This is a genomic window from Nonomuraea sp. NPDC050404 (genome assembly GCF_040655495.1).
Lineage (GTDB): Bacteria > Actinomycetota > Actinomycetes > Streptosporangiales > Streptosporangiaceae > Nonomuraea.
The window spans coordinates 367,501-393,838 of record NZ_JBFAKB010000009.1; the positions used below are offsets into that span (position 1 = coordinate 367,501).

26 protein-coding genes are annotated in these 26,338 nt (G+C 70.5%); 10 read left to right on the top strand and 16 right to left on the bottom strand.

Annotation, left to right across the window (positions count from 1 at the left end; all coding sequences use genetic code 11):
• Window position 1: 1 nt before the first annotated feature.
• From AB0I81_RS26765 to AB0I81_RS26775, 3 genes are read right to left on the bottom strand one after another with little or no spacing between them, the layout of a single operon-like run.
• The gene (locus AB0I81_RS26765) at window positions 2–355 is read right to left on the bottom strand and encodes a VOC family protein (RefSeq protein WP_360661623.1); all 354 of its coding nucleotides are present in this window, start codon (window positions 353–355) and stop codon (window positions 2–4) included.
• Entirely contained in the window at window positions 352–1,155 is an 804-nt protein-coding gene (locus AB0I81_RS26770; RefSeq protein WP_360661626.1) for a helix-turn-helix domain-containing protein, read from the bottom strand. Before AB0I81_RS26770 ends, AB0I81_RS26765 begins: the two co-directional genes overlap by 4 nt.
• A gap of 10 nt (window positions 1,156–1,165) precedes the next feature.
• Window positions 1,166–3,223 carry a prolyl oligopeptidase family serine peptidase gene (locus AB0I81_RS26775; protein WP_360661628.1) on the bottom strand — a complete coding sequence of 686 codons (2,058 nt, stop codon included), beginning with the start codon at window positions 3,221–3,223 and terminating at the stop codon, window positions 1,166–1,168.
• 282 nt (window positions 3,224–3,505) lie between these two features.
• Between AB0I81_RS26775 and AB0I81_RS26780 the strand changes: the two genes are divergently transcribed.
• From AB0I81_RS26780 to AB0I81_RS26790, 3 genes are read left to right on the top strand one after another with little or no spacing between them, the layout of a single operon-like run.
• The gene (locus AB0I81_RS26780; RefSeq protein ID WP_043640342.1) at window positions 3,506–4,012 is read left to right on the top strand and encodes an HNH endonuclease; all 507 of its coding nucleotides are present in this window, start codon (window positions 3,506–3,508) and stop codon (window positions 4,010–4,012) included.
• Window positions 4,013–4,057: 45 nt separating this feature from the next.
• A complete protein-coding gene (locus AB0I81_RS26785; RefSeq protein WP_360661631.1) occupies window positions 4,058–4,855 on the top strand; it encodes a GNAT family N-acetyltransferase in 798 nt (265 codons plus the stop codon).
• Between the two features lie 18 nt (window positions 4,856–4,873).
• Window positions 4,874–5,080, top strand: coding sequence for a zinc ribbon domain-containing protein (locus tag AB0I81_RS26790; protein ID WP_360661634.1), 207 nt, complete (start codon window positions 4,874–4,876; stop codon window positions 5,078–5,080).
• Between the two features lie 8 nt (window positions 5,081–5,088).
• On the opposite strand, the gene AB0I81_RS26795 is transcribed toward AB0I81_RS26790, so the two are convergent.
• From AB0I81_RS26795 to AB0I81_RS26810, 4 genes are all read right to left on the bottom strand, one after another.
• Window positions 5,089–5,967, bottom strand: coding sequence for a serine hydrolase (locus AB0I81_RS26795; RefSeq protein WP_360661637.1), 879 nt, complete (start codon window positions 5,965–5,967; stop codon window positions 5,089–5,091).
• Window positions 5,968–6,243: 276 nt separating this feature from the next.
• Window positions 6,244–6,744 (bottom strand): WYL domain-containing protein, encoded by a 501-nt coding sequence (locus AB0I81_RS26800; RefSeq protein WP_360661640.1) that lies wholly within the window; start codon window positions 6,742–6,744, stop codon window positions 6,244–6,246.
• 265 nt (window positions 6,745–7,009) lie between these two features.
• Window positions 7,010–8,848, bottom strand: a complete 1,839-nt coding sequence (gene ilvD, locus AB0I81_RS26805; RefSeq protein WP_360661643.1) for a dihydroxy-acid dehydratase — start codon at window positions 8,846–8,848, stop codon at window positions 7,010–7,012.
• Window positions 8,849–9,489: 641 nt separating this feature from the next.
• Window positions 9,490–10,317 (bottom strand): nuclease-related domain-containing protein, encoded by an 828-nt coding sequence (locus tag AB0I81_RS26810; protein ID WP_360661646.1) that lies wholly within the window; start codon window positions 10,315–10,317, stop codon window positions 9,490–9,492.
• A 213-nt stretch (window positions 10,318–10,530) separates the two neighbouring features.
• Between AB0I81_RS26810 and AB0I81_RS26815 the strand changes: the two genes are divergently transcribed.
• A complete protein-coding gene (locus AB0I81_RS26815) occupies window positions 10,531–10,821 on the top strand; it encodes a hypothetical protein (protein ID WP_360661649.1) in 291 nt (96 codons plus the stop codon).
• 7 nt (window positions 10,822–10,828) lie between these two features.
• The gene (locus AB0I81_RS26820; RefSeq protein WP_360661652.1) at window positions 10,829–11,191 is read left to right on the top strand and encodes a DUF5130 family protein; all 363 of its coding nucleotides are present in this window, start codon (window positions 10,829–10,831) and stop codon (window positions 11,189–11,191) included.
• 135 nt (window positions 11,192–11,326) lie between these two features.
• On the opposite strand, the gene AB0I81_RS26825 is transcribed toward AB0I81_RS26820, so the two are convergent.
• The 3 genes from AB0I81_RS26825 to pepN form a co-directional block, all read right to left on the bottom strand.
• Complete coding sequence (locus AB0I81_RS26825; protein ID WP_360661655.1) at window positions 11,327–12,277, bottom strand: hypothetical protein; 951 nt, start codon at window positions 12,275–12,277, stop codon at window positions 11,327–11,329.
• A gap of 125 nt (window positions 12,278–12,402) precedes the next feature.
• Window positions 12,403–13,755, bottom strand: coding sequence for a serine/threonine-protein kinase (locus tag AB0I81_RS26830; RefSeq protein WP_360661658.1), 1,353 nt, complete (start codon window positions 13,753–13,755; stop codon window positions 12,403–12,405).
• A gap of 130 nt (window positions 13,756–13,885) precedes the next feature.
• A complete protein-coding gene (pepN, locus tag AB0I81_RS26835) occupies window positions 13,886–16,447 on the bottom strand; it encodes an aminopeptidase N (RefSeq protein WP_360661661.1) in 2,562 nt (853 codons plus the stop codon).
• A gap of 89 nt (window positions 16,448–16,536) precedes the next feature.
• On the opposite strand from pepN, the gene AB0I81_RS26840 reads away from it, so the two are divergent.
• Together AB0I81_RS26840 and AB0I81_RS26845 are read left to right on the top strand one after the other, a co-directional pair.
• Entirely contained in the window at window positions 16,537–17,154 is a 618-nt protein-coding gene (locus AB0I81_RS26840) for a disulfide bond formation protein DsbA (RefSeq protein ID WP_360661664.1), read from the top strand.
• Between the two features lie 97 nt (window positions 17,155–17,251).
• A complete protein-coding gene (locus AB0I81_RS26845; RefSeq protein WP_360661667.1) occupies window positions 17,252–18,655 on the top strand; it encodes an aldehyde dehydrogenase family protein in 1,404 nt (467 codons plus the stop codon).
• Window positions 18,656–18,698: 43 nt separating this feature from the next.
• On the opposite strand, the gene AB0I81_RS26850 is transcribed toward AB0I81_RS26845, so the two are convergent.
• Window positions 18,699–19,430 (bottom strand): SDR family oxidoreductase, encoded by a 732-nt coding sequence (locus tag AB0I81_RS26850; RefSeq protein WP_360661669.1) that lies wholly within the window; start codon window positions 19,428–19,430, stop codon window positions 18,699–18,701.
• Between the two features lie 9 nt (window positions 19,431–19,439).
• Window positions 19,440–19,925, bottom strand: a complete 486-nt coding sequence (def, locus tag AB0I81_RS26855) for a peptide deformylase (protein WP_360661672.1) — start codon at window positions 19,923–19,925, stop codon at window positions 19,440–19,442.
• A 95-nt stretch (window positions 19,926–20,020) separates the two neighbouring features.
• Between def and AB0I81_RS26860 the strand changes: the two genes are divergently transcribed.
• Window positions 20,021–20,488: a ribose-5-phosphate isomerase gene (locus AB0I81_RS26860; RefSeq protein WP_360661675.1), complete on the top strand. Its 468-nt coding sequence runs from the start codon at window positions 20,021–20,023 to the stop codon at window positions 20,486–20,488.
• A 5-nt stretch (window positions 20,489–20,493) separates the two neighbouring features.
• Here the strand turns inward: AB0I81_RS26860 and AB0I81_RS26865 are convergent, their stop codons facing one another.
• Entirely contained in the window at window positions 20,494–20,640 is a 147-nt protein-coding gene (locus tag AB0I81_RS26865; protein WP_360661677.1) for a hypothetical protein, read from the bottom strand.
• A gap of 15 nt (window positions 20,641–20,655) precedes the next feature.
• The gene (locus AB0I81_RS26870; protein WP_360661680.1) at window positions 20,656–21,885 is read right to left on the bottom strand and encodes a GNAT family N-acetyltransferase; all 1,230 of its coding nucleotides are present in this window, start codon (window positions 21,883–21,885) and stop codon (window positions 20,656–20,658) included.
• 118 nt (window positions 21,886–22,003) lie between these two features.
• On the opposite strand from AB0I81_RS26870, the gene AB0I81_RS26875 reads away from it, so the two are divergent.
• On the top strand, window positions 22,004–23,119 hold the full coding sequence (locus AB0I81_RS26875; protein WP_360661683.1) for a PP2C family protein-serine/threonine phosphatase: 1,116 nt from the start codon (window positions 22,004–22,006) through the stop codon (window positions 23,117–23,119).
• Window positions 23,120–23,261: 142 nt separating this feature from the next.
• Here the strand turns inward: AB0I81_RS26875 and AB0I81_RS26880 are convergent, their stop codons facing one another.
• Entirely contained in the window at window positions 23,262–23,858 is a 597-nt protein-coding gene (locus AB0I81_RS26880) for a response regulator transcription factor (protein ID WP_360661686.1), read from the bottom strand.
• 152 nt (window positions 23,859–24,010) lie between these two features.
• Here AB0I81_RS26880 and AB0I81_RS26885 point away from each other — a divergent pair, with 152 nt between their 5' ends.
• Window positions 24,011–25,315, top strand: coding sequence for a site-2 protease family protein (locus tag AB0I81_RS26885; protein ID WP_360661688.1), 1,305 nt, complete (start codon window positions 24,011–24,013; stop codon window positions 25,313–25,315).
• A 63-nt stretch (window positions 25,316–25,378) separates the two neighbouring features.
• Here the strand turns inward: AB0I81_RS26885 and AB0I81_RS26890 are convergent, their stop codons facing one another.
• Complete coding sequence (locus AB0I81_RS26890) at window positions 25,379–26,335, bottom strand: hypothetical protein (RefSeq protein WP_360661691.1); 957 nt, start codon at window positions 26,333–26,335, stop codon at window positions 25,379–25,381.
• Between the last annotated feature and the right edge of the window lie 3 nt (window positions 26,336–26,338).

Consider the following 26,338-nt stretch of genomic DNA (forward strand, 5'->3'; position numbering starts at 1 on the left):
TTCAGGGCCGGTAGGTGCCGAAGAACCAGGAGTTGCCCTCCGGGTCCTGGCAGCCGTACTCGCGGGAGCCGTACGGCTGATCCACCAGCTCCATGGTGATCGTCGCGCCCGCGGCCTTCGCTCGGTCGTGGTGGGCGTCCACGTCGTCAACGGCCACGTAGATGCCGGGGCCGCCGGGCTTCCCCGGGCTGATCATGACCAGGTCGTCCCCCACGAGCAGTTCGGCGTGCTGGACGGCGCCCTGGTCATCCTTGGCGCTCTCGTGCACCTTGAAGCCGAACGCGGTGGTCAGGAAGTCGATGGCGGCCCGGCAGTCCTGGTAGCGGGCCAGCGCGTAGACGGTTCGTGTTCTCATGAGGCCAACGATGCCCGGCCGGCGTCGCCGGGTCTTGGACAAATCTGACCGGGCGTCGTGTCGCCCAGCTCCCGGAACTCGCGGTTCATGTGCGGCTGGTCATAGAAGCCGCATTCCACCGCGACCTCGGCCGGGGACGTCCCGGACCGCAGCAGCCGTACGGCCCGCCCGAACCTGATGACCCGGGCCGCCGTCTTCGGCGGCAGCCCGATCTGGTCGTTGAAGCGGGCGACCAGATGGCGGTGGCTCCAGCCCAGCGAGTCGGCCAGCGACGAGACGCCCAGCCTGCCGCCGGACTCCAGCAGCCGCGCCCACGCCCACGGCAGTTCCGGCCCCAGCGAAGGCCCGGCCGCGATGCGCTCGCACAGCAGCCGGTCGGCCAGCGCCAGCCGGTCGTGCCAGGACGGGGTCGAGGCCAGCCGCTCCACGGCCAGGTCGGCCCACGGCCCGAGCAGGTCGCCGGTGGGCACGAGGTGGTTCTTCAGGTGCCGCAGCGGCAGCCCGTAGAGCCGCCGGGCCCCGAACGGCGTCAGGAACACCTCCACGCCCTCCGCCGGTCCCGCCGTCCTGGTGACGGTGAAGCGGTCGCTGAGGCCGCCCCCGAACGACGTCACCCGCTGCCCGCCGGCCTCCATCGGCGTGCCGAAGCCCAGGATGAGCACCGATCCGGGAAAGGCCGGCTCCGACCGGGTCACCGGCGCGGCGTAGTGCTCGCGGTAGGCGCACAGCCTCAGCACGTAGGGCCTCAGGGCAGCGCTGGGGGTGGCCTCGACCATGGCCACCCCCAGCGTCGTGCTCATACCTCCGAGACTACAGACCGATGTGCCCGGCCAGGAACGTCAGCGTGTCGGCCGCCAGATCCACGGTCCTGCTGATCGAGCGCGCGCCGTGCCCGACCTCCGTCTCGTTGCGCAGCAGCACCGGACGGTCGCCCGTCGAGGCGTGCTGCAGCGCCGCGCACATCTTCCAGGCGTGCAGCGGGTGCACGCGCGTGTCGGACTGGAAGACGGTGAACAGCGTCGCCGGGTAGGCCACCGACTCCTGGACGTGGTGGTACGGCGAATAGGCCGACAACCAGCCGAACTGCTCGGGGTCCTCGGCGGAGCCGTACTCGACGGCCCAGGTGGCGCCGAGGCCGAACTTCTCGTACCTGATCATGTCGAGCAGCGGCGCGGAGCAGACCACGGCGGCGTAGAGGTCGGGGCGCTGCGTCAGCGCGGCGCCCACCAGCAGGCCCCCGTTGGAGCCGCCGGAGATGCCGAGCCGGTCGGGCGTGGTGACGCCGGTGGCGATGAGGTGCTCGGCCGCCGCGTGGAAGTCGTCGAAGACGTTCTGCTTGTTGGCCAGCATGCCCGCGCGGTGCCACTCCTCGCCCTCCTCGCCCCCGCCGCGCAGGTTGGCGATGGCGTAGACGCCGCCGGCCTCCACCCAGGTCAGGATCGAGGCCGAGTAGCCGGGGGTCATGGACAGGCCGAAGCCGCCGTAGCCGTTCAGGATGGTCGGCCGCGGCCCCTGCGCCTCCCCGACCGGGGAGATGACCAGCATGCGGACGTCCGTGCCGTCCTTGGAGCGGTACACCACCTGCTCGGTACGGACCGGGGGCACCTCGACCGCACCGGGGGAGGCCGCCCAGAGCGTGGTCTCGCCGGTCCTGGCGTCGTAGCGCTGGATCGTGGGCGGCCTGGTGTTGTCGGTGTAGCCGAACCACGCCTCGTGGCCGCCCTCGGGGCGCTCGGCGATGCCGCCGATCGTGCCGAGCCCCGGCGTGGCCACCTCGCCGAGGCGCTCGCCGGTCGCCAGGTCGTGCACGGTGATCTCGCTGATCGCGTGGCGGGTCCAGCCCACCAGCATGACCGGCCGCTCCAGGTCGTCGAGGATCGCGAAGTCGCTCAGCACGGCCTCGGGGTCCTCGGGGACCAGGTCGCGCCAGGTCTCGAAGCCCGGCTCCGCCGGGTCGGTGACGCACACCCTGCCCCTGGGCGCGTCGCGGTCGGTGTGCACGTAGAGCCTGCCGTCGCGGCCGAACATCAGCCCGGACTGCGCGTCCACGCCCTCCTGGACGACCCGCAGCTCCGGCCGGTCGATCGGGGACGCGGTCAGGTCGGCCACCCAGATGTCGTTGCGCGGCGCCGTGCCCTCGTGGGCCGAAACCTGCAGCCAGTTTCCGTCGCGCGAGACCGAGACGCCGTAGTAGTTGGTCATCTTCAGGCCCTGCCCGAAGATCATCACGTCGTCCTCGGTGGAGGTGCCCACGCGGTGCAGGTAGACGCGGCGGTGGAACTGCGTCTCGTTCTCCGGCACCTCGGTGCTCGGCAGCCTGCGGACGTAGTAGAACGCCTCCCCGCCGGGCAGCCACGCCACGGGGGAGTAGCGGCAGCGGTCGATCGGCCCCTCGACCCGCTCGCCCGTGGCGACGTCCAGGATGTAGAGGATCGACTCCTCGTTGCCGCCGACCGAGATCTGGTACGCCAGCAGGCGCCCCTCCTTGTCGGGCTGCACCGCGTCGAGCGTGGTCAGGCCGGACGGGTCGATCGCGATCGGGTCGATGAGCGCCCGCTCGGTCCCGTCGGGCTCGACCACGTAGTAGACCGCGTGCTCCTGGTCGGGGGTGCGGCGGGAGAAGAAGTGGCGTCCGCCGCGCCAGGCGGGCACGCCCACCGAGCCGGAGCGGAGCAGCTCGGCGATGCGGCTCTTGAAGCGCTGGGTGCCGCGTTCCTTGCCGTACAACTCGGCCTGCGCGAGCAGCCACCCCTTGGTCTCGGGGCTGTCGGGGTCCTCGAGCCACCTGTAGGGGTCTGGGACGGGCGTTTCGTGCAGGATGTCGGTGATGTCTTCGCGACGTGCGGTCGGGTACGGCTCTCGCGTCATGCAGGAACCCTACTGCCAATGAGCATGCGTAAAGCGCTGGTAGAGCGGGCATAAAACGTACCGTGAGTCCCTCTGGTCATTCCGGCGTGAGGTTTTTGGGGTGGCGGGGACCACGGTGCAAACGCCAGACTTGGTGACAGGACGGTGCCGTGGTGACCATCCGCTGGACCGTCCGGCGGAGGTCCACGTGACGGAAGCACAAGTGCCCCAGGAGGGGCCGACAGGAGGGACATGCCGAGGCATGTCCCCTTTGATACGCGCGCAGCGGGAAGAGGCCCGGTGATGCGCCAGGTCCTGCTGCTGAATGCCACCTATGAGCCATTGACCACCCTTTCGCTGCACCGGGCCGTCGTGCTCGTGCTGCGGGAGAAGGCCGACGTCGTGCACCGCGACGGCAGGGGCGCCGTGCTGCGCTCGGCCAGCCGTACGCTCGACGTGCCCTCGGTGATCAGGCTTCGCAGATATGTCCGAATCCCCTACCGTTCCCGCATCCCCCTCACCCGGGCCGCCCTCATGAGACGCGACGACTACCGCTGCGCCTACTGCGGGCAGAAGGCCGAGACCATCGACCACGTCATCCCCCGGTCCAGGGGCGGCACGCACACCTGGGAGAACTGCGTCGCCTCCTGCACCACCTGCAACCACAGAAAGGCCGACAAGTACCTGGAGGAGCTGGGGTGGACGCTCCGCGTCAGCCCCGCGGTGCCACGCGGCGCGCACTGGCGGCTCATCGGCGCCTCGCTCGTCGGTGACCCCCAGTGGGCGCCCTACCTCGAGGCGGCGGCCTGAAACCGCGTTGAGCGAGGGTCCACGTGCCTGACAGCATGAGCAGGCATGTGGACCTTCACCTCAGACGTTGAGGAGTACGCCGAGGTCGCCGAGCCGTTCCTGCTCGGCGACCCGGTGCGCAACACCGTGCCACTGACGGTCCTGGCCAACCTGCGGGCGGGCATGCCCGTACGCAGCCCCCTCTTCGGCTGGTGGACGGTGGACGGAGAGCCGCGCGGCGCGGTCTTCCACACGCCGCCGCATCCCCTCGGGCTGTTCGCCGTGCCGGTCGAGGCGGTCGGGCCACTGATCAAGGCGCTGGACGGCACGCTGCCCGTCTTCGTGGGCCCCCCGGAGCCGGCCGCCGAGGCCATGAGGCTGCTCGGAGCCCCTTCCCGGGTGGTCTCCGAACGGCTCTACCGGCTCGGCACGCTGTCCGTCCCCGACGTCCCCGGCCGGGGCAGGCTCGCCGTGCCCGGCGACTACCCGCTGCTCGTGAGCTGGTATCAGGACTTCGGCACGGAGACCGGGATGGGCGAGGGCGACGTGGCCGACCGGGTCGCGCGCCGGTTGAGGTCCGGGGAGTTGTTCCTGTGGGAGGCGGAGGGGGCGCCGGTCTCGCTCGCCGCGCTCTCGCCGGCGGCCGGCGGGGTCTGCCGCATCGGTCCCGTCTACACGCCGCCCTCGCGTCGCAGGCGGGGGTACGGGGCCGCGGTCACCGCGTACGCCAGCCGTACCGGGCTGGAGGGGCGCTGTGAGCAGGTCGTGCTCTTCACCGACCTGGCCAACCCCACCAGCAACGCCATCTACCAGGCGATCGGCTACGAACCGGTCTGCGACTATGCCCATGTCAGCTACGGCTAGCACGGCTACTATGGGCCCATGCCGCGCTACGACTTCCGCTGCCGCGCCTGCGGTTCCACGTTCGAGGTGTCCCGTCCCATGTCCGCCTCCGACGACCCGGCGACCTGCCCCGAGGGCCACGGCGACACGGTGAAGCTGCTGTCCACGGTCGCCATGACGGGCAGCGCGGCCACGCCCCGCCCGTCGGGCGGGGGCGGCTGCTGCGGCGGCGGCTGCTGCTCCTGACCTGGCCGCTAGACGTGCACTGATCGGGTCAGGGCGTTGACCACCAGCCTGGACAGGTGCTCGACGGTGTCGATGCCGGTTCCCATGGCCGGGCTGCGCTCCGACAACACGGCGATCAGCATTTCGTGCCCGCGCGCCATCACCCGCCCCACGCTGTTGACCGTCCACAGCCCGTCGTGCGCCTCGGCGGGCAACCAGCCGTTCTTCAGCGCGACCTGCCCACGGGAGCTCCTTGCCGCGGCCGCGCTGACGCCCCACGCCTGTGACGGCTCCACCGACGACATGAGGCCGAGGGCGTAGCGCCTGCTGTGCGCGGGCAGGGGCCCACCGGGGCCGGTGAGCTGCTCCAGCACCTTGACCTGGTCGGACGGCCTGCTGCGGGTGGCTCCCCAGGAGAGCCCGTAGCCGGGCCGCGTGTGCCGCACGCCGAGGCGGTGCAGAGCCCGGTCGAGCCCGTGCCGGCCGCCGATCGTCATGTACAGCTCATGCGCGCAGTCGTTGTCGCTCTGGCGGATCATGCGCGAGGCCAGCTCACGCTCGTACCCGCTCAGCCGCCTGCCCTGCTGTCCGAGCAGGAACGCCAGCAGGATGTCCATCTTCGCGACGCTGGCCAGCATGAACGGGGTGCGCTCGCGAAAGGCGTACCTGGCGCCCGTCGTACGGTCATAGACCGCCAGCGCCGCCCGCCCGGGACGGTCACGCAGGTAACCCTCCAGCACCCGGTTCAGAGCCCGCCGCTGGGCCGGCGGCAGCGTGCTCTCGGTGACGGGCTGCTGCCCGTGCCGTGCCGGGGCCGCCGGACGCGGCGCGACATCCGGCGGCCCCACCGCACAGCTGGGCAGGAGGAGCAGCAGGGCGGCGAAGAGCGAGAACTCCCGTACGCGCATGTGCGGGAGCCTGCCACCCGCCACCCCAACGGCCGGCACCCGGCCGGTCAAACGCCGACCAGTTTTACCCAGCCACCCACCCAGTCCAAACCCGCAGCCCTCAGATCGGCCGAGTCCGAACAGCCGGACCTGCGCGGCTCAGACTTGCCCGGACCTGCGTGGCTCGGACCTGGCCGGGCTTGCGTGGCTCGGACTTACTACCCGGACCTGCGTGGCTCGGGTTTGCGCGGCCCGGACCCGTACGGCCCGGACCGCGTCTCGTCACCCAGGACGGCTCTAGGCGGCCGTGGTGGCGCGCCTCTTGCGGCGCTGGAACGGCAGGAACCGATCGGCGAGGTGCGGACGGGACGGCGTGAGCGTGGGTTCGACCGCCATGATGCGGTCGAACCTGAAGGCCCTGATCGCGCGGCGCATCCTGCACATGCCGACCAGGTACCAGTATTCGCGGTGCACCAGGCACGTCACCGGCTCGACATCGCGAACGGTGATGGCACCCGAGGCGTCGCGGTAGTGCAGGCGGATCATGAGACGGCTGGTGATGGCGTCGGCCATGAGCCTGGCACGGGAGGCCACGTCCATGGGCAGCGGCTCGGTGAGGGTCGTGAGCGTGGTGGCGATGACGTCGTCGTCGAGCTCCAGGTGCTCGAATGCGTGCTGCAGGCCACGCCTGGCGGTGACGGCCTGGGGGCCCGCTCCGAGGTGAGCGAGGGAGAGGGCGAGTGCGGCGATCTCGGCGGTCGTCAGCGGGCGAGTATCGTGCTTCACGACTGTCGTCATACCCCAATACTAGGGACGCCCACCGACATTTTTCGAAAACCTGTCCGTAAGGACAGCCCGTCCAACAGCCGGAGCACCCTTCCCCCCCGCCACCCAGAAAACGACGACCTCCGATCGCCGTCACGCGGAAACGAAGACTCCCGGCCGCCCCCACGCAGAAAGGCGGCGACTACCTGTCGCCGCCTTTCGCACAGTCACTCAAGCACCCAGGCAGCCACCCAGTCCGCGCCGGACGGCGGTTACCGGGAGGCGCGTCGGGCGGCGACTAGCGGGAGAGCTGCGTCAGGTCCCGGGAGGCGCCCGTCGAGGCCGACGTCGTCATCGCCGCGTACGCCTGCAGCGCCACGCTAACCGCCCGCTGCCGGTCACGCGGCCGGTATCCGCCCAGCTCGGCCAGCAGCCGCTCGCGCCGCTCCGCCAGCTCGGCCTCGGGCACCCGCAGCTCCAGCGAGCGACCGGGGATGTCGATGTCGATGATGTCGCCGTCCTCGACCAGCGCGATCGCGCCACCCTCCGCCGCCTCCGGCGAGGCGTGACCGATCGACAGCCCGGAGGTGCCGCCGGAGAAGCGCCCGTCGGTGACCAGCGCGCACACCTTGCCCAGCCCCTTGCCCTTCAGGAAGGACGTCGGGTAGAGCATCTCCTGCATGCCGGGACCCCCCTTGGGGCCCTCGTAGCGGATGACGACCACGTCACCGGCCTTCACCTTGCCGCCGAGGATCCCTTCGACCGCCTGCTCCTGCGATTCGAACACCACCGCAGGCCCGCTGAACTTCCAGATCGACTCGTCCACGCCGGCCGTCTTCACAACCGCGCCGTCCCGCGAGATGTTGCCGTAGAGCACGGCCAGGCCGCCGTCGGCGGAGTAGGCGTGCTCGCGGTCGCGGATGCAGCCCGCCGCACGGTCGAGGTCGAGGTCGTCCCAGCGGTTGTCCTGCGAGTACGCCTTGACCGTACGCACGTTGCCGGGCGCCGCGTGCCAGAGCTCCACGGCCTCGGGCTTGACCGACGGCGACAGGGCGTCCCACTGGGCCAGCAGGTCGGCCAGCGTGCCGCCGTTCACCGTGGGCACGTCGCGGTGCAGCAGCCCGGCCCGGTCGAGCTCGCCCAGGATGGCCGGGATGCCGCCGGCGCGGTGGACGTCCTCGACGTGGTACTTGTCCGTGGCCGGGGCGACCTTGCACAGGCACGGCACCCGCAACGAGATCTCGTTGATCTCCTTGAGCCCGAAGTCCACCTTCGCCTCGCGGGCGGCGGCCAGGATGTGCAGGATCGTGTTGGTCGAGCCGCCCATCGCCACGTCGAGCGCCATCGCGTTCTCGAACGCCTCACGGGTGCCGATCGAACGCGGCAGCACCGACTCGTCGCCGTCCTCGTAGTAGCGGCGGGTGATCTCCACGAGCTGGCGGCCGGCGTCCTCGAAGAGCTGCTTGCGCGCCTTGTGCGTGGCCAGGATCGTGCCGTTGCCGGGCAGCGCCAGACCCATGGCCTCGGTCAGGCAGTTCATCGAGTTGGCGGTGAACATGCCCGAGCACGAGCCGCAGGTCGGGCAGGCGTTCTCCTCCAGCTCCAGCAGCTCGGCGTCGGAGACGGAGTCGTCGGCGGAGGCGATCATCGGGTCGATCAGGTCGAGCTTCTTGCCGGGCGTCTTACCGGCCTCCATGGGGCCGCCGGAGACGAAGATCGTCGGGATGTTCAGCCGGAACGCGGCCAGCAGCATGCCCGGCGTGATCTTGTCGCAGTTGGACACACAGATCATCGCGTCCGCGCAGTGCGCCTCGACCATGTACTCCACGGCGTCGGCGATCAGCTCACGCGAGGGCAGCGAGTAGAGCATGCCGCCGTGGCCCATCGCGATGCCGTCGTCGACCGCGATCGTGTTGAACTCACGGGGAATCGCCCCCGCCTGCCTGATCGCCGCGGACACCACGTCGCCGACGTCCCGCAGATGGACGTGACCCGGCACGAACTGCGTGAAGCTGTTGGCCACCGCGATGATGGGCTTTCCGAAGTCGCTCCCGGCTACGCCGGTCGCCCGGAGCAGGGCCCGGGCACCGGCCATGTTCCTGCCGTGGGTGACTGTACGTGACCTGAGGGCGGGCATTGCGCATCTCCCATCGCTAGCGAGTCTTCACATGTTACGGCCATCGCCCGGTAAATGAGACGCCTGTCCATGCACTGGACGCTTGGTTACCGGATCGTGCCGCAACTGTGCCCCCCGCAACAGCAGCACGGCAGGTGGTGTGGCCCGCGCCTGGGCGGTGCGGCAGAGCAGGCAGTGTGACAGACCGCCCAGCGCGGCCCTACCGGTCCTGCTCAGCGCGGCTGGCCGGGGGTACGGGTGCAACGCAGTGTGGCGCTGTGCTCGCGCACAGTATGGCGCGGTGCTTGCCCGCGGCGCATAGCTGCGTTCGGGCGGCTGAATCGCGCATGTCTCCGAGCACAGCACCGGCCGTCTCCGAGCACAGCACCGGCCGTCTCCGAGCACAGCACCGGCCGTCTCCGAGCACAGCACCGCTCGTCTCCGGGCGCGGAACTGGCCGTCTCCGGGCGCGCTGCCGACCGTCTAAGGGCGCAGAACTGGCCGCGCAGGGAATTGGCAGCGCGGAAGCTGGCCGCACACGGAACTGGCCGCACACGGAACTGGCGCGCGGGGAACTGGCCATGCGGGGAGTTGGCTGGGGTGGAACTGGCCGCCGTCCTCGGCGGCTTCGGCGAGGGGCGGGCGGCCAGCGGAAGGGGTGATCAGCCTTCGCCGTAGCGGGGCGGCAGTACGTCGGCGGCGATGTCGTAGATCCGGTCGATCTCGGCGGTCGTCAACGCCCGCTCCCGCTTGGTGATCCATTTACGGGCGCGATCGCCCTGGTAAACGTCCACACCGCGGATCGACATGATCTTCCAAGGCACCGGCGGGCCGTAGATGGCCAGCGACGGCACGACGGAGACCTCGCGTCCGAAGGACTCGCTGATCAGCTTGCTCGCCTCGGTGGCCTCCCATTTGGCCTCGGTGAGGCGGGGCTTCATGTCGAAGGGGCCATGGAAGAGCTTCTTGGCCATCTGTACGCGTACGGGCAGACGCCTGTCCCACTTCTCGGAGTCGACCGCGTACACGCCTGTCGGCCCCACCACCAGATGGTCGATCTGGGCCTCGCTGCCCGGGATCGCCCTGGCGTGCAGGGTGCGGTAGCCGCTGCGCTCCAGCTTGCGGAGCTGGGCCTCGGTGCGGCGCTCCGCCACGGACGTCCGCCGCCACGCGGGCACGGACGAACTGGAGCGCGCGCGGTAGACCGCCTCGAGGATGGCCGCGATCACTCCCGCGGTCACGCCCACTCGCCAGTCGCGCACAAGGAAGCCCACCACCAACCCCACGAGGACCGCCAGGATCACGCGGTTGCGCAGGCGGCGGAAGCGTGGTTGTTGGAGCAGGCTACGCACGGACGCGCGTTCTACCGGCGCGTACGTGGAGGTGGGCGCCGAAGGCTTCGCGGCGGCGGTCTGCTCGCTTTCTGGTCGGTCGCTCACCCAGATGGGTGACGCGTTGTGACCGTCTTCTCGCTGGTTGTCGGAGTCCACGTAACTCACCGTAGCCCGGGATTTCGATCGATTCCTAGTGTTGCCGTGTCCATAGTTTTATGGCCCAGCTCATCGTGTTCCACGCATGGTTTCGGGGTAGGTCTAGGGTTCTTCTCTAGAGAAGCCTGCCCTCGGTAAAAGATCTTAACCCGGCACGCGACAGTACTTCGAACGGGTCTGGTCTGACCCGCCCATGAGGTTTACGTTCTTGGTGTGAACGGCGCGGCGGAGATTCTGCTCTTTCTCTTCGGGGTGTCCATGGGGCTGTTCGTGCTGATCACCCTGCTCGTCATGCTGCCGGGGCGCGGTGCGCAACGCCGGATCGAGGCGGGTCCGGTGTGGCTGGGCGGTCCCTTCAGGAGCGAGCGCGGGGTGAGCACGTCCGGCCTCGTACTGGCCGATCGGGTGGCGCACTGGGCGGAGGTGCCCGAGCACGACTGGGTGGCCACGGCCGAGACGGCGGAGCCCGGCCGGCATGTCGGCGGCGCCTCCGCGGGATGGTGAGGTGAGCATGCGAGGACTGACCGCCGCCCAGGGCGACGACGTCAGGCAGGCCCTGCACACCGCCGAGCGGCGCAGCGGGCTGCGGTTCGGGGTGTTCCTCGGGGAGCCGGTGGGCGGGCGGCGGCACTTCGCCGAACGTCTGCACGCCGCCCTGGGCGAGGAGTCCGACCGCGCCGTGGTGGTCTTCGTCGACCCCGGCGGCCGGGCGCTGGAGATCGTGACGGGCGACAGCGCCAAGCGGAGGCTGAGCGACAGCGCGTGCCGGATGACCGCGATGTCGATGGCCACCGCCTTCAGCGTGGGCGACCTGATCGGCGGCCTGCTGTACGGCATCGGCGCCCTCGGCGAACAGGCCACCGCCCGCCGCTGAATCCAGGCGGCCGGTGTCTTTCGGGTGCGCCGCGGCCCGCCGCTGAACCCAGGTGGCGGGTGTTTCGGGCGCGCCGCCGAGCCACGGCGACCGGTGCCGTTCGGGCAGGCCACCGCCCGCCGCCGAAGCTGGTGGTCAGAGGCGTTTGAGCAGGGTTACGACGTGTTCGCTGACGCCGCCCAGCAGGGTCGCGGGCTCGATCGGGGTGTCGGCGATGGCCGAGAACAGCGAGGGCAGTCCGGGCAGCGGGAACCCGTCCTCCTTCAGCGCCGAAGTGCCCACCGGGTTCTTGTCCAGCGCCGCCCGGCTGCGCTCCCAGGCGTCGAGCACCTCCTCGGGCGACGGCACCCCGAACCCGTGGCCCACGGGGGCGGCGTGGCGCAGCCGTACGAGCGGGGTCTCGGCGAAGGCCAGCGCGGTACGGGCGCGCGACTGCAGGTCGGCGCGCGGCTCGGGATCGATCCAGTCCATGGCCGAGCACGGGTTGCGGCAGGTGGCCACGCAGACGCCCAGCGCGCCCGCCAGCTGGCTGTGCTGCCGGTCGAAGTAGGCCCGCCAGCCCTCGGAAGGCTCCGCCGACACCCGCAGCGTCCTGTTGGTGGCCGACTGCTCGGACTTGGTGTGGTCGCACTCCCTGTCGCCGATCACCCCGAACCGGCTGCCCTCCGCGCTCAGCCCCTCCGGCCACCTGGCGGGGTCGCCGGCGTGGCCGAGTTGCGGCTCGAAGGCCAGCAGGGGCAGGTACTCGCTGGCTATGTGGACCGCCGCGATCATGGGACTCAGCTCGCGCCGGTGCCACCGTACGGCGATGACCTCCAGCAGCAGGCCGTAGGCGGGGCGCAGCGACTCCAGCGCCCCGCGCGGCTGCTCGCGCGGCGTCTGCGGCATGTGGCAGGCCCTGGCGCGCCGCCGCAGATCGGCGGGCACCACCCGGGCCTCGGCCGCGAAGTCCTCGGCGTCGAGCGAGAGCAGTCGCTGCCCGAACTCGCACACCTCCGCGATTTCCGCGGCGGGCGCGAGCGCGCCGAGGTCGGCGAAGGCGTAGCGGCGGGCCAGGGCGATGAACAGGTCACGAGTCGAGTCCACGCGATGACTTTCTCACGATCAGCCAGTGATTACGGACATGGTGGTCCATGGGTGTCGCCACGCGGCCAGGGTCCGAATGAGCCGAAATTTGCGAGTACTCGGCGGATGTCCTGATTCCGAGGCGGTCACGGGCAGGGGGCACGGATGCACTGGATCTCGCCGGGCGGCCCGCTGACCGTGGGGTCGGCCGTCGGCTCCTGGGGATCCGGCAGCGTGGTCGGCTCCTGCGACGGCTCGGGTTCGGGCTCGGGCTCGGAGGTGGTCGGCGCGACCGTGGGCGGGCTGGTCGGCGGGGTGGTGGGGGCCGACGGGCTGGTCGTGGGCAGGGGCGTGCCGCGGGTCGGCCGCTCGGTGGGCATGCGCTTGGTCGCGGGCGGCCAGGTCCGCTGCTCGCCGGCGGTGCGCGTCGGCGAGGCGGGCACGATGTCGATCGGGGTGCCGGGGAGGGGGACGATGGGCGCGGCGGGCTGGACCGCCTGCTCGGTGGGCTGCAGCCAGACGAAGCCGGCCACGGCCGCGGACACGATCACGGCCGCCGCCATGGTGAGCCCCGCCCGCATCGTGCGCCGGCGGCTGCGCGGCCCCGGCGGCGCGGCGGGAGCGGTGAGCGCCGCCCGTACGGTGCGCCGCTTGCGTGGCGCGGGCAGCGTGGCGGGGGCGGCCAGCGCCTTGCGCGCGGCCTCGGCCATCTGCGGCGCGCTGTCCCAGCGCGCGTCGGGCGTCTTGGCCAGCGCCCGCTCCACCACCTGCCGCGGCCCCGGCGGGATGCCGTCGGGCAGGTGCGGGATGGGGGAGTTGAGGTGCTTGAAGATGATCTGTACGGGCGTGTCGCCCTGGAACGGCAGATGCCCGCTCAGGCACTCGTACGCCACCACGCCCAGGGCGTAAATGTCCACCCCGGGCGTGACGTCGCTGGAGGTGGCCATCTCCGGAGCGCAGTAACCGGCCGAGCAGAGCATCGTCCCCGTGGCCGTCAGCTGCCCGGCCGAGGCCGAATGGGCGATGCCGAAGTCGGTGAGCGCCACCCGGCCGTCGGGCCGCACCATGAGGTTGGCCGGCTTGACGTCGCGGTGCACGATGCCCTGCGCGTGCGCGGCGGACAGCGCGTCGGCGACCTCCGCGACCAGCCGCATGGTGGTCTCCGGGTCGAGCGGGCCGCGCCGCAGCCCGCGGTCGAGCGACTCACCCTGTACGTGCTCCATGACCAGGAAGCTGACCCGGCGGCCTTCGACGTCGCAGGTGCCGTAGTCGTAGACGTCGACCACGCCGGGATGCCTGAGCGTGGCCATGGCCCTGGCCTCGTTCTGGAAGCGCTGGGTGAACCTGGGGTCCTCGCTGAGCGCGGGCATGAGCACCTTGACCGCCACCGTACGCCCGAGGACCGTGTCGTCGGCACGCCAGACCTCGCCCATGCCGCCGCCACCGAGGCGGTCGCCGAGCGTGTAGCGGTCGTTGAGGGTGGTCCCCGCACCTAGCACGTTTCCGAGGCTAACACCGCGCCCGGGATGCCATCGTCATGTCACCCCAGGTGATCAACACCTGATCAGCATGGCCGGGGGAGCCGCCCGGCCGCCCGTTGTGGCAACGGGGGACCGGGCAGCCCATATGTCACGCGGACGCGGCGTCCTTGCCCTGGTTGCGCAGGGCGCGGCTGACGCCGTCGGCGCCTTCGAGCACGAGCCGGCGCAACGCCTGCGGCGGCTGCTCGCCGTCCAGGAAGTCGTGCGCGGCCCGGACCGTGGCCTGCTCGATGAGCAGCGAGGGGAAGCACCCGACGGCGAACGTCGAGGCCTGGTCGAACGTCCACTCCCGGTAGATGCGCCCGGCCTCGGCGAAGTACTTCTCCCTGAAGGGCGCCAGCAGCCCGGGGTGGTGCGGGTCCTGGAAGCCGCCGATCGTGGCGCGGGCGATGTGGTTGGCCAGCTCGCCGCCCACGATCTGCGCCCACGCCGCCGCCTTGGCCTCGGCCGTCGGGATCGCGGCCCGGCAGCGCGCGGCCGAGCGCTCACCGGTCGCCGTAGGGTCGAGCTCCAGCTCGGCCTCGATGTCGGGCCCGGCCAGCCGGCCGCCGGAGACCAGCGCGTGCACGAGGGTCCAGCGCAGGTCGGCGTCCACGGTCAGCCCTTCCGGCACCGAGGAGCCGTCGAGGATGCCCTGCAGCAGGTCGAGGTCCTGCTGCGAGGTGGCCGCGGCCGAGAACGCCTGCAGGTAGGAGAGCTGATGGTCGGAGCCGGGCGCGGCCGAGCCGAGCAGCGAGCGCAACTCGGTGGCCAGCAGCGCCAGGCCCTCGGCCCGCCAGGCCGGGTCGGCGTACTGCTCCACGGCCATCCGCGCCTGCCGCAGGATCGCCTGCAGGACCGTGATGTCGGTGACCGTCGCGGCGCCGGAGATGACCAGCTTGACGTAGTCGCGCGTGGGCATCTCGCCGTCGCGGGTCATGTCCCAGGCCGCCGACCAGCACAGGGCGCGCGGCAGGGAGTCGGTGAAGGCCGCGATGCCGCCGTCGACCAGCGTCCGCATGGAGCCCTCGTCGAGGCGGATCTTGGCGTAGGTCAGGTCGTCGTCGTTGAGCAGCACCAGGTCGGGCTGCTCCTCGCCGACGAGCTGGTCCACCTTCGTACGGGCCCCCACGACGTCCAGCTCCACCCGCTTGGTCCGGGTCAGCTTGCCGTCGGCCAGCGAGTAGAGGCCGATCGCGATCCGGTGGGAGCGCAGCGTCGGGTGCTCGGCCGGCGCCTCCTGCAGCACCTCGAACCTGGTGAACCGGCCGCCGGACACCTCGAAGTCGGGACGCAGCGTGTTGACCCAGGAGGTCTCCAGCCATTCCTTGGACCAGGAGGACAGGTCGCGGCCAGAGGTGCGCTCCAGGGCGCCGAGCAGGTCGGCCAGCTCGGTGTTGCCCCAGGCGTGCTCGGCGAAGTAGTCGCGCACGCCGGCCAGGAAGTTGTCCAGCCCGACGTAGGCCACGAGCTGCTTGAGCACCGAGGCGCCCTTGGCGTAGGTGATGCCGTCGAAGTTGACCTCGACCGCCTGCATGTCGGGGATGTCGGCGGCGATGGGGTGGGTGGAGGGGAGCTGGTCCTGGCGGTAGGCCCAGGACTTCTCCACGTTCGCGAACGTGGTCCACGCCTTGGTCCACCGGGTGGCCTCGGCCTGCGCGAGCACGGACATGTAGGTGGCGAAGGACTCGTTCAGCCACAGGTCGTCCCACCAGCGCATGGTGACGAGGTCGCCGAACCACATGTGCGCCATCTCGTGCAGGATCGTCTCCGCGCGCCGCTCGACGATCGCGTCGGTGACGCGGGAGCGGAAGACGTAGTCCTCCAGGAACGTCACGCAGCCCGCGTTCTCCATCGCGCCGGCGTTGAACTCGGGCACGAAGAGCTGGTCGTACTTGCCGAAGGGGTAACGCACCCCGAACACCCGGTGGAAGAAGTCGAAGCCCTGCCGGGTGACCTCCAGGATGTTGTCGGCGTCGAGGTGCTCGGCCAGCGAGGAGCGGCAGTAGATGCCCAGCGGGATGCCGTCGTGCTCGGAGGTCACCTTGTGGTAGTGGCCGGCCACGAGCGCGGTGATGTAGGTGGAGATGACCGGCGTGGGCGGGAACTCCCAGCGCCTGGCCGCCTGTACGGTGCCGTGCCGGCCCGCCTGCTCGGGCAGGTCCGTCACACCGGAGGCGGCGGCGTTGGAGATGACCTCCCAGTCGGCCGGGGCCAGCACGGTGAGCTGGAAGGTGGCCTTGAGGTCGGGCTGGTCGAAGCAGGCGTACATGCGGTGCGCGTCGGCCGTCTCGAACTGGCTGTGCAGGTAGACCTTCTGGTCCACGGGGTCGACGAAGCGGTGCAGGCCCTCGCCCGTACGCATGTAGGCGCAGTCGGCGTCCACGAGCAGTTCGTTGGACTCGGCGAGGGAGGGGAGCGGGAAGCGCCCCTTGTCGGCGTCGTAGGCCGACACGTCGAGGTCCTCGCCGTTGAGCGTGACCTTGCGGACACCGGCGCCGTGCAGGTCGATGAAGGTGGAGGCCCCCACGCGCGTGCTGGTGAAGCGGACCTTGGTCACGCTCTCGAAGCGCTCTTCTCCCTCCGTCAGGTCGAGTGCGACCTCGTACGACTCGACCTTCAACAGCCGGGCGCGCTCACGAGCCTCGTCCCGGGTCAGGTTGCCTGCCAAGTTGCGCTCCTTTTCACCACTTCGTCGGGGTTGTCCGTATCCTGCCATGCCGGGAATAGGACCCGAACCACCTCAGGTTACGGGGATACATGACGCAGAAGATTCCCGTCGACCTGTGGTTCGACCCCTCGTGCCCGTACGCCTGGGTGACCTCGCGCTGGCTGCTCGAGGTCGAGAAGGTCCGTCCCATCGAGCCGCGCTGGCGCATGATGTCCCTCTACTTCCTCAACCAGGAGAAGGACGTCCCCGCCGACTACCTCGAACGGGCCGCGCGGGCCATGGGCTCCATCAGGACCATCGCCGCGGCCGCCGCCAAGCACGGCGAGCAGGTCATCGGCCCGCTCTACACCGGTCTCGGCACGCGCCTGCACAACCAGGGCCTCAAGGGCCCCGAGCGCCTGCGCGAGGTCGTCGAGGGCGCGCTCACGGACGCGGGGCTGGAGCCGGCCCTGGCCGACGCCATGCACTCCGAGGAGTACGACGCCACCATCCGCGCCTCCCACGACGAGGGCATCACCCTCGTCGGCCAGGAGGTGGGCACCCCGATCATCCGCGTCGGCGAGAACGCCTTCTTCGGGCCCGTGATCACCCGCATCCTCCGGGGAGAGGAGGCGGGCACGCTCTGGGACGGCGTGCTCGCGGTCACCCAGTACGACGACTTCTTCGAACTCAAGCGCACGCGTACGAAGCGTCCGCAGTTCGACTGATACGCCGGTGTAAGAATTCCTGACGGCGGGGGAAATGGCTTATCCCCCGCTCAGGAAGACCCTCGCGTGTGGCGTGGGTCACTGTCAGGATGGGCCTATGCGCCAGCTGTACATCGGCGGTTCCTGGACCGCCTCGGCATCGGACGAGCCCATCGAGGTCGTCAACCCGGCCACGGAAGACGTCATCGACCGGGTCCCCGCGGGTTCGCCGGACGACGTCGAAGCGGCCGTGGCCGCAGCCGCGAAAGCCTTTCCCGAATGGTCGCGGACGGCCGCCGCCGAGCGAGGAAGACTGCTCAGCGAGGCCGCCGACCTGCTGAAACAGCGATCCGACGAGATCGCCAAGACGATCGCGGGCGACATGGGCGCGCCGCTGCCCTTCGCGCTCAGGGTGCAGACCCTCATGCCGGCCGGCGTTCTGGCCTCCTACGCCGAGCTCGCGGAGAGCCATCCGCGCGAGTCCCGCGTGGGCAACTCGCTGGTGGTCAAGGAGCCCATCGGCGTGGTGGCCGCGATCACCCCGTGGAACTATCCGCTGCACCAGATCGTGTGCAAGGCCGCCCCGGCGCTGGCCGCCGGTTGCACGGTGGTGCTCAAGCCGAGCGAGGTGGCGCCGCTGGCCGCATACGCGCTGGCGGAGATCTTCGACGAGGTGGGCCTGCCGCCGGGCGTGTTCAACCTGGTCAGCGGCCGCGGGCCGGTCGTCGGCGAGGCCATGGCCGTCCACCCGCAGGTGGACATGGTCTCCTTCACCGGCTCCACCGCCGCGGGCCGCAGGGTGGCCGCGCTGGCGGCCGAGTCGGTCAAGCGGGTCGCGCTGGAACTGGGCGGCAAGTCCGCCAACATCATCCTGCCCGACGCCGACCTGGCCCTGGCCGTCAAGGTCGGCGTGGCCAACTGCTTCGTCAACGCCGGACAGACCTGCACCGCGTGGTCCCGGATGATCGTCCAGCGCGACCAGTACGACGAGGCCGTGCACCTGGCCGTCGAGGTGGCGCGCACCTATCGCGTCGGCGACCCCTTCGACGAGGGCACCAAGATCGGCCCGCTGGTCTCGGCGGCCCAGCGCGACCGGGTGATCCGCTACATCAACCGGGGCCAGGAGGAGGGCGCCAGGCTGGTGACGGGCGGCACCGACCATCCGCACGAGCGCGGCTACTACGTCGAGCCCACGGTGTTCGCGGGTGTGGAGCCGGGCATGACGATCGAGCAGGAGGAGATCTTCGGGCCGGTCCTGTCGCTGCTGCCGTACACGACCGAGGACCACGCCGTCGAGATCGCCAACGACACCAAGTACGGCCTGGCCGGCGCCGTCTGGGCGGGCACCCAGGAGCGCGCGGTGACCGTCGCCCGCAGGCTGCGCACCGGCCAGGTGTCGGTCAACGGCGGCCGGTTCAACCCGCTGGCCCCCTTCGGCGGCTACAAGCAGTCGGGCGTGGGCCGCGAACTGGGCGAGCACGGCCTGGAGGAGTACCTGGAGGTCAAGTCTCTGCAGCTCTGAGAGGCGTGGAGGGGGTGTGCCGCACCCCCTCCACGCGGAGCGGCTAGACGAACAGTCCGCCGGTGGCCAGGATGTTCTGCCCCGTGACCCAGCGCCCGTCGGGACCGGCCAGGAACGCGACCACCGCGGCGAGGTCGTCGGGCCTGCCCAGCCGGCGCAGCGCGGTGTAGGTCACCGACAGCTCCAGCGCCTCCGGAGGGTTGGCGCCACGCAGCATGTCGGTGTCCGTGGCGCCGGAGGAGACCACGTTGACCGTGATCCCGCGCTCGCCCAGCTCCCGCGCGGCCACCTTGGTGAACTGCTCCACCGCGCCCTTGCTGCCGACGTAGAGCGCCAGGGTGGGCGCGGGAACCTGCGTGTTGAGCGAGGAGATGTTGACGATGCGCCCGCCGTCGCGCATCACCCGGCCCGCCCACTGGATGGCCAGGAACACCGAGCGGGCGTTGACCGCGAACACCCGCTCGTACTCCTCGTCGGTGAGGTCGGCGATCGGTTTCTGTGCCTCGGCGGTGGCGGCGTTGTTGACCAGGATGTCCACCCCGGGCAGCCGCGCCTCCGCCTCGGCGAACAACCGCCGCAGATCCTCCTTGTCGCCGAGATCGGCCCGCACGGCGTGCGCGCCGGTCTCCTTGGCAAGTCGCTCGGCCGCCTCGGACGAGTTCTGGTAGCAGAAGACGACTTCCGCGCCGTCGCTGGTCAGTCGCTCCACGATGGCCTTGCCGATGCCCCTGGAGCCTCCGGTCACCAATGCGCCTTTTCCGGAAAGTACGCTCATGCCGCCAAACTATGCTCTGAGCATGATCTTGCGCGCCTCGTTTCGCGGCAGGCGATCGACGTAGAGCTTGCCGTCGAGGTGCTCGGTCTCGTGCTGGAAGCAGCGGGCCAGCGAGCCGCGCGCCTTGACGCGTACCGGGCGTTCCAGGCGGTCCAGGCCCTCGACGGTGACGCCCGCGGCGCGCCCGACCGGCGCGTAGATGGGCTGGTGGGACTGGCGGTCGGGGACGGACAGGCAGCCCTCCTCGTCCAGCACCTCCTCCGGGTCGTCCACGGTCAGCAGCGGGTTGACCACGTGACCCTTGCGGCCCGAGATGTCGTAGACGAACAGCCGCCTCGACACGCCGATCTGCGGTCCTGCCAGGCCCACGCCGTTGACCGCGTACATGGCCTGGAACATCTCGTCGATCAGGCGGCGCAGCTCGCGGTCGAAGTCCGTCACCGGCTCGGCGGGGGTGCGCAGGACGGGGTCGCCGATGGCGCGGATCTCTCGCATGGCAGTCTGCTTTCGCTCTGTAAGGAGTGGCTGGCAATGGAGACCATTACTCTAGCGGGCGAGCCCGATCGGCGGGGCTGTGGAAGACTGGGCGGGTGCGCGTCTACATCGGTGCCGACCATGCCGGCTATGAGCTCAAGAACCACCTGGTGTCCTGGCTGAAGGACCACGGGCACGAGGTGACCGACTGCGGTCCCTTCGTCTACGACGCCGAGGACGACTATCCCGCGTTCGTCCTGCGGGCGGCCGAGGGCGTCGCCGGCGACCCCGGCAGCCTGGGGGTGGTGATCGGGGGGTCGGGCAACGGCGAGCAGATCGCCGCCAACAAGGTACGCGGCATCCGCGCGGCCCTGGCCTGGAGCGAGGAGACGGCCGGCCTGGCCCGCGAGCACAACAACGCCAACGTCGTCAGCGTCGGTGCCCGCATGCACTCGCTCGACGAGGCCACCAGGTTCGTGGAGGTCTTCCTGACCACGGCCTTCACCGGCAGCGAGCGCCACAGCAGGCGCATCGCGCAGCTGGCCACGTACGAGACGATCGGCCAGCTGCCCTCGCTGCCCTAGTTCCTTCAGCTCTTGCGCTTGACCTCGCGCCTGGGCATCTCATCACGCAGGGGCCGCCTGTCGGCGGCCTCCTGCTGTTCCTTCGACGGTTTGGACACGTCGCGGGCCCGCATGGCCACGACCGCGGTGATCTGCAGACTTTGCAGCGCCATGCCGTCGAGCCTACGTCAGAAAGTCAGCCCGGCCCACGGTTTGGGGCTCCACGACATCGCGGTGGCCAGCCCGCGCACCGCGCCGGCGGAGTGCTCGCGCAGCAGGCCCGCGTCGAGCTGCTCGCCGAGCATGCCGTCGCCCATGTACGCCGAGCCGAGGGCGGCCACCGGCAGGGTCAGGTCCGGCTCGTCCTCCACGGGCTTGCACTCGGCGCCGGAAAGGTCCGCGGTGAGCCGCCAGCGGCGGGCGTTCCACGGGCACACGTCGTCCCGGACCTCGATCACCACGTCCACGGGCGCCGCGTAGGCCCTGGAGATCAGTGCCCTGTCCACCTCGACCACGCGCACCCACAACTCGTCCGACCACCGCGGGCGGAGCTGGCGCTGGTCGGCCAGCAGCGCGATCAGCGGATCGTCGGCCGGCCTGCTCGCCTCGACCTTGGTGACCAGGTCCCGGTCCAGGACGCTGCGCCACAGCAGGGCGTAGGCCGCCGGGTCGGTCGCCTCCAGCTCGTTCACCTTCAGCGTCCCGTTCGGTACGCCGGAGTCGTCCCAGGACGACTTGATGCGGAACAGGGCGTAACCGCGTACGCCGCCGTCGTCCTCGGCCAGGACCGAGCGCAGCGGGCCCGCGCCGCGCTGGTCGAACTCCTCGTCGGCCAGGACGTCGTCCCAGTTCTGGGACTTGCGCTCGTAGCGGCCCGGGCGATGGGTGACGACGGAGGCGAACACCTTCTCCAGTTCGGCGCGTACCTCGGCCGGTTTGGCGATCCTGAGCCGCAGAGATGGGTCCGCGGGGGCGCCGGGCACGAAGGAGGAGCGGCGGGTGTCGATGGCGCAGGACAGCTCGACGGCGGCCCTGCCGTAGCCGTACCGGCCGTAGATGAGCGATTCGGAGGCGTAGAGGGCGGCCACGGACTCGCCGCGCTCGCGAATGTCGGCGAGCTGCCTGCGCATCAGCGAGGACAGCACACCCCGGCGGCGGTGGGAGGCCAGGACGCTGACGGCCGTGACGCCGGCGACCGGGAGCTGCCTGCCGCCGGGCACCGACATCGTGAGGCTGAGGACGGAGGTGACGCCGGCGATCTGCTCGCCGTCGAAGGCGGCGAGCGTGCGGTCGAACTCGGTACCCGCCTTGAACCGCTCGGTCTGAGTGGGGTGCGGGGACCAGCCGAACGCCTCTTCGGTGACTCCGGCGAACGCCGGCCACTCTGATTCGTCAACAGGACGGATCGGATACGTCATGCGTCCAAGGTAGGAGCGGGCAAAGGGGAAGGGCCACCCAATATACGTCCTTAATGATCAAGGCGTTGGTCAAGTGGGCTGCCCAAACATGGGTCAGACCGATACAGTCAGGCGCATCATGAGTTCCCGTCCGGCGCCGCTGATCCCGCCTCGGGTCCGCGCGGTCCTGGTGCGGGTGCCAGGCCTGGTGCCTGTCGTGCGGTTCGTCCGGCGGGTGTTGCTGGGCCGCGAACGCAATCTGCTCACCACGCTGATCGTGCTGGCACTCGTCATCGGATTCCTCGCGGCCGAGTCCTCGACCGAGTGGTTCTCGCCCTCGCTGCTGATCCTGGTCACGCTCATCGGCGGGCTTCAGCTCAGGCTGCGCAGCCTGGTCAAGCTGCTCGTGGGGATCGGGGTCTCACTGGCCTACGTCGCGGCCAACATCGGCGCGGGCAGGGTCGGGCTGGGGCTGATGGTGACGATCGTGTTCACCGCCGTGCTGGCCGTGCTCATGGCCAGGACCAGGGGCAAGCTCGGCGTGCAGGGCCTGCGCGGCGACGCGATGCTGCTGGAGCTGCGCGACCGGCTCAGGAGCCAGGGAGAGCTGCCCGCGCTGCCCAAGGACTGGGGCGGCAAGGTGGTGCTCAAGCAGGCGGGCGGCTCGTCGTTCGGCGGCGACTTCCTGGTCTCCATGCGCGACGGCGACTCCGTCGAGATCGCGCTGGTCGACGTGTCGGGCAAGGGCGTCGACGCGGGCACCAGGGCGCTGCTGTTGTCGGGCACGTTCGGCGGGCTGCTCGGCTCGGTCGACGACTTCCTGCCCGCGTGCAACGCCTACCTGCACAGGCAGCGCGGCGACGAGGGGTTCGTGACGGCCGTGCACGTACGCCTCGACCTGGCGACGGGCGACTACACGATCACCTCGGCCGGGCATCCGCCGGTGGTGAAGTTCGACGCGGGCACCGGCAACTGGCAGGTCGCCTCGGCCAAGGGCGTGGTGCTCGGCGTGGTGCCCGACCTGCACTGCGAGCCCGACAGCGGCACCCTGCGCAAGGGCGACGCGCTGCTGCTGTTCACCGACGGCCTGATCGAGCAGCCGGGCCGCGACATCGACGCCGGGCTCGACCGGCTGCTCGGCGAGGCGGAGCGGTTGTTGCCCTCCGGGTTCCGTGACGGCGCCAGGGCGCTGGTCAACGCCATGGCCTCCGGGCACAACGACGACTGCGCGCTGGTGCTCATCTGGCGCCCGTGACCGTGAGGTTTCACACGCCGCGTTCGTGATGTCGCTCACTGGCCGTGGGATCGGCCCGGCTGACATTCTCTAGGTACCCGGGATCCGGCGGAGCGGCGCGGCTCCACCGGGTCCCGTAACCACCACTACCGCCCCGCACCCCTCACAACCAGCCGCTGTCGCTGGCGATCCGTACGGCGTCCAGCCTGTTGCGCGCGCCCGTCTTGCACATGATGCGCGACAGGTGGTTGCGCACGGTGCCGACCGACAGGAACAACTCGTCGGCGATCTCCGTCGAACGGGCCCCGCCCGCCGCGATCCGCAGCACATCCAGCTCCCGCCTGGTCAGCGGATTGGACGCGCACTGCAACGCGGCCAGGGCCAGCTCCGCCTCGATGGCCCGCCGGCCCGCCGCGACCTGGCGCACCCCGTCGGCCAGCTGCTCGGGCGGCACGCACAGGCTCATAAACCCCAGCGCCGGACCGGCCAGCGCCTCGCGCACCTGCGCCGGATTCGGCGCGGCCGACAGGATCAGCACCCCGCACCGGGGCGCCTGCCGGGCCAGCGGCCCGGCCACCGGCGGACCCGGCAGGTCGAGATCGACGACGGCCACGTCGGCCTCGGCCGCCAGAGCCGTGCGCACCACCTCCTCCGCGCGTCCGGCCTCGGCGACCACCCGCAGGTCGGGCTCGGCTCCAAGGGTGGCCAGCAGGCCACGGCGCACCAGCGGCAGGTGCTCGGCAATGAGAATGCGAATCAAGACGTCCCCCTCCGTCGTCTCTTAGAGTGATCGGCTGACTGCGTACTGTCAATGCTCAGGAAATGCGGTAAGCCTTGCGGTGCGGCGACTTGGACTACTCTGGGGCTGTCGGACCTTTCGCCTGTCCTTGCCGTATCCGGGAGCGCGCCTAGATGAACTGGCTCTACGTCGTGGGGATCATCCTTTTCATCCTCGGGTTGCTGTTCTCCATCGCCCTGCACGAGCTCGGCCACCTGGTGCCCGCCAAGATCTTCGGCGTCAGGGTGACCCAGTACATGGTGGGCTTCGGTTCGACCGCCTGGTCGCGGCGCAGGGGCGAGACCGAGTACGGCATCAAGTGGATCCCGTTCGGCGGCTACATCCGCATGATCGGCATGCTGCCGCCGCGGCCCGGCGACGACCCCACCAAGGCCAGGAGCACCGCGACGGGCCCGTTCCAGGGCCTGATCGAGTCCGCCAGGGACGCCGCGCTCGAAGAGGTGCGGCCGGGCGACGAGGACCGGGTCTTCTACCGCAAGAAGTGGTGGCAGAAGGTCATCATCATGTCCGGCGGCCCGGCCATGAACTTCGTGCTCGCCTTCATCTTCTTCAGCATCCTGCTGGTCGGCATCGGCCTGCCCACCTATGCCCCGATCGTCTCGCCCGCGACCAACACGTGCGTGATCCCGATCACCGAGCAGCGCACGCAGTGCACCGCCGCCGACAAGCCCACGCCCGCCGCCCAGGCGGGCCTGAAGCCCGGCGACCACCTGGTCACCTTCGACGGCAAGAAGATCGGCGACTGGGACGACGCCACCACCCTGATCCGCTCGCACGGCGCGGGCCCGGTGCGACTCGGCATCCTGCGCGACGACAAGCCGATGACGCTCAACGTCACGCTCATCGCCCAGGACCGGCCCAACCCCGACAACCCCGAGCAGATCGACAAGAACGTCGGCTTCCTGGGCGTGCTGCCCACCGAGGTCATGCAGCAGCAGAACCTGGGCCAGGTCGTCGGCTACATGGGCGAGCTGACCGTCAGGGTGGCGGGCTCGCTGCTCAACCTGCCCGAGAAGATGGTCGGCGTCTGGCACGCGGCCTTCTCCGGCGAGGAGCGCGACCCCGAGGGCCCGGTGGGCGTGGTCGGCGCGGGCCGGATGGGCGGCGAGATCATGGCCTCCGACCTGTCCACCGAGAACAAGGCCGCGATCTTCATCCAGTTGCTGGCCGGCTTCAACCTGGCGATCGGCATGTTCAACCTCATCCCGCTGCTGCCGCTGGACGGCGGGCACGTCGCCGGGGGCCTGTGGGAGGGCATCAAGCGGGCCTACGCCAAGGTCATGCGCCGGCCCGAGCCCTCGTACGTGGACATCGCCAAGGTGCTGCCCCTGACCTACGCCATCGCGATCGTGATGATGGTCATGGCGGGCCTGCTCATCTACGCAGACCTGGTCAACCCGCTCAGGCTGACCGGCTGAGGACGTCCGTGGAGGCGCCGGACCGGCTGCTGCCGTGTCCTGCCCGAGCGGTGCGCGGCCGCGCTAGTTCATCGAGATGTGTACGTGATCGAAGTGGTTCTCGGTGATGCTGCCGCGGTCGGTCATCCCGCGCCAGCCGGATCCCTGGTTGATGCGCTGCTTCCAGATCACGTACTTGACGCCCAGCTTGTCCTTGTTCTTGATGGCCCAGTCGGCGATCCGGTCGCCGAGCGCCATGTTCTCCGCGCCGGGCATCGAGCCGCCGGTGCTCATCATGAAGTCGCAGGCCCGGCCGAGCGGATGCTCGCCGCTGGCGCCCGCGCGGAAGCAGCCCACGCTGGACGGCAGCTGGAAGTTCTTCTCCACCTGCGCCTTCATCAGCCGCGTACGCGAGGTGATGTTGTCCGAGCCTGACGGCAGCTCGGGCGCCCAGGATCCGTCGGAGTTGCGGCCCGTACCGTAAGGCACCAGGTCTTCAAGCTTCTTCCTGATGTCCTTGATGACGTCCTCCGCCTCGTCGCGCTGCTCGGAGACCTCGGACGTGTCCGCCTTGATCTTGGCCGCCAGCTTGGCGGCCTCCTCGCTGGCCTTCTTCTTCTCGTCCCGCGCGCGCGCCACGACCTGCACGATCGCCTGCTGCTCCGCCGTGAGCTGTTCGAGCATGGCCGCGGTGTCGGCGTCGGTGGGGATCATGATGCCGGGCAGCCCGGGGTTGCCGTTCTGGTAGCGCAGGCGGGCGATCTCGGCGACCCGCTGCTCGGCCGTGACCAGCGTCTGCTCGGCGGCGGCCAGCCTGGCCTTGGCCGTCTTGGCGGCCTCCTGCGCCTTGGCCAGATCGACCCGCTTGAGGTTGTACTTCTCGATCTGCTTGTCGACCTTGCTGTTGAGCTGTTTGAGCTGGGCGCGGAGCTGCTCTTCCGATGGTTTGGGCGCGGCCTGCGCGGGGGTCGCCGGGAGGACGGCGATGGCGCAGGCGGCGATGAGTCCGATGGCAAGGGTCGCACGGGGCGAAGCCGCCACGTA